Raw genomic sequence first — 12,881 nt, forward strand, 5'->3', positions numbered from 1 at the left:
AAACGAGGGGCTAAGCCCCCCGTTTACAAAATGCGGATAATGTATATTAACCGTTATTGATGGCTAGTGCACATCTTTCCAGTATTCTTTCTTCAACAAATAAGCAATGATGAAGAAAATAAACAAGAATCCAAGTACCCACCAACCTAAAGCTTCACGCTCTAACTGAACTGGTTCAGCTGAATAAACTAAGAAACCCGTGATATCACGAACGACTTGGTCGTATTCTTCTGCCGTCAATTTGCCTCCTGTGGTAACAAGATTACCATCTTTATCTTTTACAAGAGATGCATTACCAGCTTCATCTTTCGTAACAGTAGCAAGACCTTGTAAGTCTTGTAAAACATGTGGCATACCCACTGATGGGAACACTGTGTTGTTCACACCAAATGGACGAGTCTCATCTGCGTAGAAACCTTTTAGGTATGAAAATACCCAATCAGCACCACGAACACGAGCAACCAACGTTAAATCAGGAGGCGCTGCACCAAACCATTTAGCGGCATCTGGAGTAGGAATAGCGTTTTCCATTAAATCACCGATTTTTGCACCAGTGAACATGTACTTGTTACGCATATCATCGTTAGAGATGCCTAAATCAGTTGCAACACGCTCGTAGCGTTGGTATTGAGTGCTGTGACAACCAGAGCAATAGTGTTGGAATGAATCCAAACCACGCTCTAATGACGCTTTATCATGCAAGTCAACGTTAGCACTTTCTAAGTGAACACTATGTCCACTTGCTGCCATTGCGAGAGATGGCAGCAATGTAACTAATGCAATTAATAACTTTTTCATTAGTGTGTCACCCTCGTTGGGACTTCTTTTGTTTTCTCATTCTTACTGTAAACCCATAAGGCTACGAAGAAAGCAAAGTAAGTGAAAGTGAATACACGTGCCGCAATAGTTAGCTCAGGCGTTGCAGGAACTACACCTAAATATCCTAAAATAATGAACGACACAGTAAATTGTGCAATGTTGATCTTGTGGATCATGCTGCGATAGCGAATAGACTTCACTTTACAACGATCAAGCCAAGGCAGTAGGAATAACACTGCAATTGACAGACCCATACCAATAACGCCCACTAATTTATCAGGGATAGCACGTAAAATGGCATAAAAAGGTGTGAAGTACCAAACTGGCGCAATGTGTTCAGGTGTTTTCATTGGATTAGCCGCTTCAAAGTTTGGCTTTTCAAGGAAATATCCACCGCCTTCAGGCATGAAGAACAACACATAACAGAACACGATTAAGAACCCAGCGACACCCATAATATCTTTTACAGTGTAGTAAGGGTGGAATGGAATACCATCAATAGGCCATCCGTTCTCATCTTTGTTCTTTTTAATTTCAACACCATCAGGGTTATTCGAGCCCACTTCATGTAAGGCGATTAGGTGTAAGAACACCAATACAACCAATACAAGTGGTAGCGCAATAACGTGCAATGCGAAGAAACGGTTTAGTGTTGCACCTGAAATAACGTAATCACCACGGATCCACAATGTTAGGTCATCACCAATAACAGGAATGGCACCAAACAAAGAGATAATCACCTGCGCACCCCAGTAAGACATTTGTCCCCAAGGTAGTAAGTAACCCATAAATGCTTCAGCCATCAGCACAAGGAATATCAACATACCAAACAGCCATAATAGCTCTCTTGGTTTTTGATAAGAACCGTAAATTAACCCACGGAACATGTGCATATAGATGACAAAGAAAAATGCCGATGCACCTGTAGAGTGCATGTAACGTAGCAACCAACCGTAATCAACATCACGCATGATGTACTCAACAGAAGCGAACGCGCCTTCTGCTGTTGGTACGTAATTCATGGTTAACCAAATACCAGTTAGTAATTGGTTAACTAAAACTAATAGCGCTAATGAACCAAAGAAATACCAAAAGTTAAAATTCTTTGGTGTCGCATACTGTCCAACATGACGGTTGTATGTAGCCGTCATTGGGATGCGAGCATCAATCCAATCAATAATATTCTTAACCATTACGCCGCTCCTGTATCTACACCGATGATAACGTTGGCATCATCGACATATTTGTGCGGTGGGATCACTAAGTTTAGTGGTGCTGGAACACCCTGGAATACACGACCAGCCATGTCAAATTTAGAACCATGACAAGGACAGAAGAAACCAGAAGTTACACCTTCAACCTGCTCACCGAATGAATCAGGCAGATAAGTTGGTGAACAACCTAAGTGAGTACAGATACCGACTGCAATAAAAAATTCAGGCTTAATAGAACGCGCAGGGTTAGTTGCATATTCTGGTTGCTGCATTTCTTCTGAAGCAGGATCGCGTAATTTGCTGTCTAATGTTTTAAGATTATTTAGCACAGCTTCTGTACGACGAACGACCCAAACCGGTTTTCCGCGCCATTCGACACGAATTAACTGACCTGGTTCTACTTTACTAATATTTACTTCGACCGGCGCACCTGCAGCTTTCGCCTTGGCGCTCGGATTCCATGACTTGATGAAAGGAACCGCTACAGCGACGGCACCAGCACCACCTACTACGGCGGTTGCGGCTGTCAGGAATCTGCGACGTCCGGTATCGACTGGCGCATTGCTCATCCACTTATCTCCCAGAGGGTGTTGGAATTTTTATATTTCAATACTTTAGCGACCATAAATGGTGAAACGCTAAAATCATAGTTTGAGGCGGTGCTCATTATAGCGAAAAATTAGAACCAGATCATAGTGAAAACACACATCTAAGATGAGGATATTAACATTTTTTTCAAAAACGCTTACAAATCAGTCATGTTATAACAATTAGCAGCAGCTTAATTAGCTGTAAAAAGTCTTATAAATACATTTAAAACAATAAATTATTAATCATAAATAATAAAAGACATCGGAAAGATGCATTAATGTGATTTGCGACCACTTTTGGGGAAACAGAATTCATACTAAAAACATTATATTACAGGCACAAAAAAGCTCGGTAAAAACCGAGCTTTTTAATGCAAAAACATACGCGGGTATTATTTACCGTTTGATGATTTCATGTACTTGAAGAAATCACCTTCTGGCTCTAACACCATAATGTCATTTTTACCGGCAAAACTGTCTTTGTACGCTTCTAAGCTACGTAAAAAACTATAAAACTCAGCATCTTTACTGTAGGTATCAGCATAAATCTTTGCCGCTAATGCATCACCTTCACCACGAATGGTAAGGGCTTTACGTTCAGCTTCAGCAATCTTTACTGTCACATTGGCATCAATAGTCGCACGGATAATTTCAGCTTGCTCTTTACCTTGCGCACGGTGCTCTTTCGCCACAGCTTGACGTTCAGCACGCATACGTTGGTAAATACTAGTACTGACATTAGCAGGTAAGTTAATTTGCTTTACACGCACATCAACCACTTCAATACCTAGATTCTCGGCACTTTCAGAAGCATTTTCTAATGCATCGGTTTGCAATTCATCACGCTTACCTGAAACAATTTCTTTGATTGTGCGACGACCAAATTCAGTACGTAAATCGTTGCTAATCTTGGCTTGTAATAAGCTTTCTGCATTGGCTTTAATACCGCCATTAGTAGAAAGATAGTACTTTTCAAAATCACGAATACGCCACTTAACATAAGAGTCGACCATTAAGTCTTTCTTTTCAGAAGTCACAAAACGATCCGCAGCACCGTCCAATGTCTGGATGCGAGAATCCAAATATCGAACTTTATCTACCAAAGGCAATTTAAAGTGAAGGCCTGGTGCAAAAACAGTAGTTGCGCCATCTTCTTTCAGCACTTTACCGAAACGTGCAACAATCGCGCGTTCACCTTCGCTTACCACCATCAAAGAGGAAAAGCTCACCCCTAAAATGATCACGAGAATGATCAGAGCTAATCTACCCATTGTTAGTTCCTCCCTTGGCGAATACGATCTTCGCGGCTGAGACGACCATCAGTCGGCATGCTAGTAATCGGCGTATCAACACCACTACTAGAAACAGAATTGATGTGACGTTCTACCTCAGGTTCTACTTGATTGCGCAGACTCTTAGAAGAATCCATCAACTTATCCAAAGGTAAATACATCAGATTGCCGCTATTCTTAGTGTCGATAAGTACTTTATTAGTATCAGCCAACACAGATTGCATCGCATCAATGTATAAACGATTTCGGGTTACACCTGGAGCAGCTTTATACTCAGGTAATAACTTCTCAAATCGAGCGACTTTACCTCTAGCTTCAAGAACTTCACGCTCTTTGTAAGCACTAGCTTGTTGTGCCATACGTTCGACAGTACCACGCGCTTTAGGTTCGATTTCACGAGCATAAGCTTCAGCTTCGCGAATAAAACGCTGTTCATCTTCCTGAGCAGAAATAGCATCATCAAATGCATCTTTGACTTCTTCAGGAGGACGAGCTGGTAAAAAGTTAACGTCACGAATTTGTAAGCCTAGTTTATACGGTTCAATAATACGCTCTAACTCAGTCCAAGTGTCACGACGAATAGCATCACGACCAGTGGTTAAAATGTCATCCATACGATTATGACCAATGACATAACGCAACGCACTATCTGTCGCTTCACGTAAACTCGAATTGGCATCAACAGCACTGTACAGATATGAATAAGCATCTGATACGCTGTATTGAACCACAAGTTCAACATTCACGATGTTTTCATCAGATGTCAGCATTCTGCCAGACGCAGGAATCGAACGGAACGTTTCCACATCAACCATTGTCACTTCGTCAATAAAAGTGGCTTTCCAATGTAAACCGGAACTCACTTCACCGATGTGTTGACCAAAACGGAGTAACACTCCACGCTCAGCTTCTTTGACCGTATATAAGCCAGACAATGCCCAAATAACTAAGGCAATCAAGGCAATTACAATCAGTAAAGATGAATTAAATGGCTGACCAGTGGCGCTACCGCCCCCCTTGCCACCAAAGCGTTTTGATAGGTTACGAAATACTTCGTCAAGATCTGGTGGCCCTTTATCGTTACCACCTTTATTTCCCCAAGGGTCTTTGTTTCCCTTGTTACCGGGCTCATTCCAAGCCATTTAGCACTCCATAATTGGATGAAATAAATGAGATTAACAAGTGACGTCTACTTCTGAAGGTTCAAAAATAAATGCCTCTAATTCCCCCTGACTCTGTTTAGCTAACCGGCGCCAATTGGCGTCCGATAAACGAACAGATAAAATACAGTTCCCCAGATCGTCATACTCTTTCTGCTGTATTGCATCCAGTCGATAAAACTGGCCAAGATAATGTCCTGCTGATGCAGGTATTTTCAATGTAAGCTCGCAAATCACTTCACCGATTAATTCGGTTATCGCTTTCAGCAGCAAATCAAATCCAATGCGTTTTTGCGCAGAGACCCAAACCCTCTCAGGTTTACCGTCTTCATCGTAATCGATACGAGGCGCGAAATCTTCAAGTAAATCTATCTTATTGCATACAATCAATTGAGTGATTTCATCTGCATCAATTTCTTCCAATACTTTTTGTACTTGGTCAAAATTTTCAGTCATATTGTCATCAGCACAATCAACCACATGCAAAAGAATTTCAGCTTGTCGAGTTTCTTGTAATGTGGCTTTAAATGCTGCGACGAGATCATGAGGTAAATGACGAATAAACCCAACTGTATCCGCTAAAATGACCGCACCATCAGGTAACGATAATTTACGCAGTGTCGGATCTAATGTTGCAAATAACTGATCAGCAGCATAAACATCCGATGACGTTAGTGCATTAAATAATGTCGATTTACCCGCATTTGTATAACCTACTAAAGACACAGTCGCTAAATCACTGCGCTTACGAGCTCGTCGGCTTTGCTCGCGTTGTTTATCTACTTTGTCGAGGCGACGATTGATATTCTTGATCCGGCCTCGTAATAAACGTCGGTCTGTTTCAAGCTGGGTCTCACCCGGCCCTCGCATCCCGATACCACCTTTTTGTCGCTCTAAATGAGTCCAACCACGAATTAGGCGTGTCGACATGTGGCGCAATTGCGCTAGCTCCACTTGCATCTTGCCTTCATGAGTTCTCGCTCGTTGAGCAAAAATATCAAGAATCAACGTAGTTCGATCTAAGACTCGGCACTGACACACCACTTCAAGATTACGTTCTTGAGCAGGACTTAATGCATGATTAAAAATCACTACATTGGCTTCAGTAGCAGCGACCATAGCAGCAAGTTCTTCTGCTTTGCCGGAACCAATAAAAAACTTTCGGTCCGGCGAGCGTCTGCTGCCAGTAATCACTCCAACAGAGCGAGCACCAGCAGATTCAACTAACAACTGTAATTCAATTAGATCTTCACGACGCTCTTCGTCTGAAAAGTCTATATGAACCAATACAGCTGTTTCACCCGCTTCATAACGATCAAACAAAAATTATATTCCTTTTCAAATTATTCAGCATCGCTTTCTTCACCATGGGCAGTACCCTGGTGAGCAGAAACATTAAATGGGCGTGCTGGTACAACTGTTGAAATAGCGTGTTTGTAAACCATTTGGCTTACAGTATTTTTCAACAAGATAACAAATTGATCAAATGACTCAACTTGGCCTTGTAATTTAATACCATTCACTAAATAGATAGAGACTGGTACACGCTCTCGACGCAATGCGTTCAAAAATGGGTCTTGTAAAGATTGCCCCTTAGCCATTTCAATTTCCTTTTTTATTTTAAAATATGTTGAATTAAGTTTTATTGTTTAGTTTTAGTATTATACAGCAACAGCTAATAAGCTAGCGGCTTTGTCGCATAAGCGTAACTAAATTCCCTTCTACACCACTTTCAAGCCACTGTAAATCTGGCCAGCTCCTCAACCATGTTAATTGACGTTTAGCCAATTGCCTAGTAGCTGCGGTAGCTTTTTCGACCATTGTCGCATGATCAAATTCATTATCTAAGTACTGCCAGCACTGTCTGTAACCAACACAACGCATTGATGGTAGCTCTAAATGCAAATCATCACGCGCTTTCAAACGCGCAACTTCTTCGATAAAACCTTGCTCTAACATGATATTAAAACGCTTAGCGATTAACTCATGTAAAACTTTTCGATCGTTTGGTGCAATAGCAAATTGCACTACATCATACGGCAAAGCGGCTGACTTAGTTTGTGTCAATTCAGTCATTGTTTTGCCACTGATCCGATAAACCTCTAATGCTCTGGACAACCGTTGTGGATCGTTTGGATGAATTCTTTCTCCAGCAACAGGGTCTATGTTACATAATTCTTGATGCAGCGCTTCCCAACCCTCGGTTTGCGCTTGCGCTAATATTTGTTGCCTAATGGCTTCATCAGCACTAGGTAATGGTGATAAGCCTTCTAACAATGCCTTAAAGTACATCATGGTACCACCCACGAGTAAAGGGGTCTTACCACGGCTAATGATGTCTTCTATAGCCAATAATGCATCACGGCGAAAATCTGCCGCTGAATAACTTTCGCTAGGGTCAAGAATATCAATTAATTTATGCGGAGCCATTTCCAGTTCTTCAGCACTGGGTTTAGCAGACCCAATATTCATATCACGGTATATCAATGCAGAATCCACTGAGATAATTTCGCAATTATATTGAGTCGCCATATCAATGGCTAATGCCGTTTTGCCTGAGGCGGTAGGCCCCATTAAAAATATCACTTCCGGCTTATCGACACTATTCACGTTAATTATCTTTCATCCAATTTTGCCAAGGTATTATGCGTTCTTGGTCATAGCAAGTTTGTTGCGTTTCATCGTCAAGTGAACAAAATTGTAGCCATAAAGCTTGAGCTGGCTCAAATTGCGATAAACTCTGTTGTGCCAGCCAACCGACGATGGCGCTCTGGGTAGGTTGCTCTAATTGTATCCATTGCAGTAACTCTGGAATCACAATTGCAAGTTGGCATTCCCTCAAATATGGGGGCACTTTTTTAATAATCAACTGTTGGAAGCGAATTGTTAGCTCAATACCCATTTGACGCAGTAATTGATCACGAGCAGCTAAGGTTTCTATCCAATCCAAATCTGCTGCTATAGACACAGGCATTAACAAAGGCTGCGACACTAAACCGTTAGCTAATTTGGTTTCAACATCTTTCTTTCTTACTGCCAATAACACGCTTTTTATTGGCAGTAATGACAACTTATCATCTTTACAGATAACCCAATGCTCACCCGCTAACAACGGCGGCATAGTAACTTGAGGGGCTGCCTCATGAACATAGGATACCGCGCTATTCATCGGGGTATGCAACAATTGCCCATAATTGGCAATGGCCGTTTTCGTCTGGGCAGAAGATGCACTAGAAGGCTTTTTATCATAACTAGGCTTAATTGCAGCTGAATAACCTCCAGATAAGCCATTATTCTTTCCAGGGACATGCATCGAGCCAAATTGGCTAACGCTGTTAATCGCCTTACTCGAGCCATGATTAAGTGTAAATTCATCTTCTGCGGTATCGACGACTTTCACATCATGCATCAAGTTCGATTCTGTGTGCATTGGGGCAACATTATCATGATGTTCTAATTCATCAGACAGAGGTAGTACTGGCATTTCTACTAATGCCGAGCGCACAGCTTGAAGGATAAAGTCGTGTACATAACGAGATTGATGAAACCGCACTTCATGCTTGGCAGGATGCACATTGACATCAACTTGATGTGGGTCAAGTGATAACATCAACACATAGCCCGGCTGATGCTCAATACCATATTCAGCAAAAGCTTGTTTTACGGCATGGTTAACCAATCGGTCTCTAATTAATCGTCCATTGACATAAAAAAAGTTGGTGTCAGTGATAACAGTGTCTTGTGGCGACTGTAGATAACCGGTTAATACGAAATCATCATGCTCACAGGCAATGCTCAATGCTTGATCTGCAAACGCTCTACCGCAAATTTGCGCCAAACGTTGTTGGGTTTGAATGTCAGTATTTGCAGGACGATACTGACGCACTAACTTAGCGTTGTGTGTCAGGGTAAAATGAATATCGCTACGAACAATGGCTATACGTTTTAACCACTCATCAATATGAGTAAATTCAGTTTTATCACTTTTTAAAAAACGGCGTCTGGCGGGAGTATTAAAAAATAAATCCACCACTTCAATAGTCGAACCTTGTGGATGCGCAGCAGGAGTCACTTTCACGTCCATTTGCGAGCCTTCAGCATAGGCCTGCCAAGCTTCAGATTGCTCAGCGGTTTTCGAAGTTAATGTTAATCGCGACACTGAACTAATACTGGCCAAGGCCTCCCCCCGAAAACCAAAGCTTAAAATAGCTTCTAGGTCATCGAGCGTATGTACTTTTGAGGTTGCGTGACGCGATAACGCTAATGCCAACTCATCTTTAGCAATACCCGCACCATTATCGCGAATACGTATAAGCTTACTGCCGCCTTTATCGATATCGATATCAACTCTAGTCGCACCAGCATCAAGGCTGTTTTCAACCAGTTCTTTAACCACAGAAGCCGGGCGTTCAACGACCTCACCGGCTGCGATTTGGTTTGCAAGTTGAGGAGGTAACAGCTGAATCGCCATATTAAGCCCTTGGGATCACAAGATGTTGACCAACACGTACCACGTCCGACTTCAAGTTATTGGCCTGCTTTAAACGTGAAATAGAAACGCGATATCGCAGGGCTATAACAGACAGTGACTCACCGCGTTGCACTTTATGCTTTTGTGCTTGCGAGCTACTAGATCGCGCTTTCGCAATCAATGTATCGCTGGGCGCATTACTAGCAAAATAACGTTGCACCCCCGAATGGATGGCGCGTGCTATTTTTTCTTGATGCGCCGGGCTTCTGAGTAAACGCTCTTCTTGTGGATTAGAAATAAAACCGGTTTCCACTAAAATAGAAGGAATGTCCGGTGATTTAAGTACCGCCAAACTCGCAGCTTCTGGTTTATGTTTATGTAATTTGGTGACACCGTTGAGATCTTTTAATACATCGCCAGCAATAGAATTACTTATCGCCATAGAACTATTCATCGACATATCTAAAAGGGTCATAGCTAAATATTGCTCGCTATCAGAATTTTGAATAATTTCTCCAGCACCACCTAATAGCTCAGAGTGCTTCTCTTTTTGCTCAAGCCAACGACCAATTTCAGTATTTGCACGGCGCATAGATAATACCCAAACCGAAGCGCCCTGAGGCTTAGGAGAAGTAAATGCATCTGCATGAATTGAAATCAATAAATCTGCTTTAATATTACGAGCCAACTCAGAACGTTTATTGGGATGAATATAATAATCACCGCGCCTCGTCATCACAGCACGCATTCCTGCAGTTTGATTAATTTTACTGGCTAAACGAGTTGCTATTTCCATCACCACACGCTTTTCGTAAGTACCGGAGGGACCAATTGATCCTGGGTCTTCACCACCGTGTCCAGCATCAATGGCAACCACAATGTCTCTAGATGACTGATTAGCAGAGCGACTAACCGCATTCACCGTTGGCGACTCGCCGTTAGAATCTTCTAAGTCGACGACAAGGCGGTTCCCATATGGAGCAGTAGGAGGCAAAGTAAATAGACTGGATTTTACCGGTTTAGTTAAATCCATAACCAGGCGCAATACACCTTTTTTAGGTGGAGAGCTAAAACGTATCTTTTTGATAATTTTACTGTTGTTAGCTATTTTATCTAAATTAATCTTGGCGCCAGTATCTTGAATATCGACCACTAAACGATGAGGGCCGGTTAAGGTAAAACTGTCATAATTAGGGGTTTGGGTTAAATCAAATACGACTCGCGTCGATTCTGGGGCAGCCCAAATGCGCACGCTATCAAGTTGGTTGGCAGCCCAAACCACATTAGACTGCAAAAACAACAGCATGAATACTACAGAGGTAAAAAACGTATTTTTTAAAGTCATTATTATTTTATTTTATATTATTCAAAATGGCCTGCCCTGCAGGGGATAAAGCTTGTAATTCAATTTGTCTTTGAGATTCTTTATAACGCAAATGCAAATGGATGTCAGCCTCAGGGAGTAATCCATGACCATTATCAGGCCATTCAACTAGACACACACTTCTGTCAGTAAAATAATCACGGATACCCATATACTCGAGCTCTTCTGGGTCGGCTAATCGATATAGGTCAAAATGAAATACATCCATATCATTAAATTCATAGGGTTCGACCAAGGTGTATGTCGGACTTTTCACCGCGCCTTGATGACCTAAACTTTGAATAATGCCTCGACTAAACGTTGTTTTACCTGCCCCTAAATCCCCCGTAAGATAAATAGTGAGTGGCGGCTTTATCCACTGCGCAATTTGTTGTCCAAGGGCAACAGTAGCTTGTTCATTTTCAAGGGTTTTAAACAGCGATGTCATGTGTAAAGTCAGCTTCCATAAAAAAGAGATACAAGAATGCTAAATATACCAGAAGTTACCGGGGAACTCCCACTGTTATAGTGGTTATTTTTTGTTAATAAAAAAACCAGCTACTGGGAATAGCTGGCAAAATCACACTTCAGGAAGTTATATTAAAATTTCAACGCCTCGTTTAAATGTCATCCATACGGATTGTGCTATGAACTAAACGTTTTTGTTGAGTTTGTGCAACACGGACTAAGTCCATTAATGCACTTTTAATTTCATCAGTTGGACTACTATTAGCTGTTTTTTCAAGTAAAGCGATTAAGCGGTTTTCTAGGTCTAAATGCAACTCAAGCACTTCGTCTTCTTTCATATTGGCAGGGAGTGAAGTTTCATTGCAACGCTTACTAAAATCTTCAAACGTAATATCTTTGTACCAAGTATTTAATATTCTTGACGGTGCATCTTCAAGATAGCTTTCTAACGTTTCGTAAATATGTCTTTGATGTTGTTGAAAATAGGTCAACATCATTTTTACTCTAGAAGAATCCGCATTACGATCTAAGCGCTTATATAATTTCTCCATATCGAGATGGCAATTAGCAACGTAATCAAGTAGCTCACTTAGTTGTTGGATCCGCATAAAACTCACCTCGTTTAAAGCCCTAACTTCTTAGGAAAATCTATCTTAAGTTGATTATCAAAGATTACAGCAGTAAATGATTTGAACCAGATCATGTTTTACTTCACCAATATGCTCTTACTTTAGAGATCCATGAAGAAGTGAGTACTAGATCACTTATTTGTTGATTGCAAAACGATTTGCTCAAACACAAATGGTGCAAATTTATTAAAATAATAAGGTTCAGGCTGAGTTAGACTCGGATTGATGGCCATTAAAAATGTAGATCGAGCTATACGTTTCTCAATAATGGTTCGAACGGATGATCGTATACGACGTCTAGATTGAAAAAGATAGGTATCGTATTTCCTAAAAACATAGCTGAGCTTAGTGACACAAAGGTAATTAATGGAGAATTTAACAAGAGGAAATGATTTGGAGCGACGTTGCTTTATAAGTAAAGAGTGGTTCGAACGGATGACCGCTTTATGACGTCTAGCTTGGCAAACAAAAAAGATATCGCATTTTCTAAAAGCGCAACTGAGCTAACGTTGCAAATCAAAAATCAATTCAGGTTTAACGCTTAGATTTTTGGCTAGGAATTTTTAGCACGAAGAGTTTGAAACGAGAAGATTGATTTGGAGCGACGTTTCTTTTAACAAAAAGGAGGTTCGAACTGATGACCTATACCTTGGCAAAAAAAAAGGTATCGCATTTTCTAAAAGCGCAACTGAGCTAATATTGTATTTTAAACTAGGGAAGTGATTTGGAGCGACATATCAGGTTCGAACTGATGACCTATACCTTGGCAAGGTATCGCTCTACCAACTGAGCTAATGTCGCATTACAAAATCATGTTGAAATTTGGAGCGACATATCAGGTTCGAACTGATGACCTATACCTTGGCAAGGTATCG

Annotated in this window: 12 protein-coding genes and 1 tRNA gene; all 13 read right to left on the reverse strand. The window is 41.2% G+C overall.

Translation table 11 applies throughout. From position 1 onward, the window contains the following. Positions 1-63: 63 nt before the first annotated feature. Entirely contained in the window at positions 64-798 is a 735-nt protein-coding gene (locus tag H5181_RS18055) for a cytochrome c1 (protein WP_102036265.1), read from the reverse strand. Beyond that, positions 798-2,012: a cytochrome bc complex cytochrome b subunit gene (locus tag H5181_RS18060; RefSeq protein ID WP_011638745.1), complete on the reverse strand. Its 1,215-nt coding sequence runs from the start codon at positions 2,010-2,012 to the stop codon at positions 798-800. The genes H5181_RS18055 and H5181_RS18060 overlap by 1 nt, the downstream gene beginning before the upstream one ends. After that, entirely contained in the window at positions 2,012-2,602 is a 591-nt protein-coding gene (petA, locus tag H5181_RS18065) for a ubiquinol-cytochrome c reductase iron-sulfur subunit (RefSeq protein ID WP_011638746.1), read from the reverse strand. Before petA ends, H5181_RS18060 begins: the two co-directional genes overlap by 1 nt. Positions 2,603-3,015: 413 nt before the next feature. Then, complete coding sequence (gene hflC / locus H5181_RS18070) at positions 3,016-3,894, reverse strand: protease modulator HflC (RefSeq protein WP_011638747.1); 879 nt, start codon at positions 3,892-3,894, stop codon at positions 3,016-3,018. 2 nt (positions 3,895-3,896) lie between these two features. After that, a complete protein-coding gene (hflK, locus tag H5181_RS18075) occupies positions 3,897-5,057 on the reverse strand; it encodes an FtsH protease activity modulator HflK (protein ID WP_011638748.1) in 1,161 nt (386 codons plus the stop codon). A gap of 33 nt (positions 5,058-5,090) precedes the next feature. Beyond that, positions 5,091-6,398, reverse strand: coding sequence for a ribosome rescue GTPase HflX (gene hflX / locus H5181_RS18080; RefSeq protein ID WP_011638749.1), 1,308 nt, complete (start codon positions 6,396-6,398; stop codon positions 5,091-5,093). Between the two features lie 20 nt (positions 6,399-6,418). Next, entirely contained in the window at positions 6,419-6,676 is a 258-nt protein-coding gene (hfq, locus tag H5181_RS18085; protein ID WP_011638750.1) for an RNA chaperone Hfq, read from the reverse strand. Between the two features lie 82 nt (positions 6,677-6,758). Continuing rightward, positions 6,759-7,685, reverse strand: coding sequence for a tRNA (adenosine(37)-N6)-dimethylallyltransferase MiaA (gene miaA / locus H5181_RS18090; protein ID WP_182751683.1), 927 nt, complete (start codon positions 7,683-7,685; stop codon positions 6,759-6,761). 1 nt (position 7,686) lies between these two features. Then, on the reverse strand, positions 7,687-9,546 hold the full coding sequence (mutL, locus tag H5181_RS18095) for a DNA mismatch repair endonuclease MutL (RefSeq protein WP_182751685.1): 1,860 nt from the start codon (positions 9,544-9,546) through the stop codon (positions 7,687-7,689). A gap of 1 nt (position 9,547) precedes the next feature. Further along, positions 9,548-10,891 (reverse strand): N-acetylmuramoyl-L-alanine amidase, encoded by a 1,344-nt coding sequence (locus H5181_RS18100; protein ID WP_102036636.1) that lies wholly within the window; start codon positions 10,889-10,891, stop codon positions 9,548-9,550. A 7-nt stretch (positions 10,892-10,898) separates the two neighbouring features. Beyond that, on the reverse strand, positions 10,899-11,357 hold the full coding sequence (gene tsaE / locus H5181_RS18105) for a tRNA (adenosine(37)-N6)-threonylcarbamoyltransferase complex ATPase subunit type 1 TsaE (protein WP_102036635.1): 459 nt from the start codon (positions 11,355-11,357) through the stop codon (positions 10,899-10,901). Positions 11,358-11,529: 172 nt separating this feature from the next. Next, positions 11,530-11,985, reverse strand: coding sequence for a hypothetical protein (locus H5181_RS18110; RefSeq protein WP_011638755.1), 456 nt, complete (start codon positions 11,983-11,985; stop codon positions 11,530-11,532). Positions 11,986-12,731: 746 nt separating this feature from the next. Then, a tRNA-Gly gene (locus H5181_RS18115) sits at positions 12,732-12,807 on the reverse strand. Positions 12,808-12,881 lie beyond the last annotated feature (74 nt).

The organism is Shewanella sp. SG44-2 (assembly GCF_014164215.1).
Lineage (GTDB): Bacteria > Pseudomonadota > Gammaproteobacteria > Enterobacterales > Shewanellaceae > Shewanella > Shewanella frigidimarina.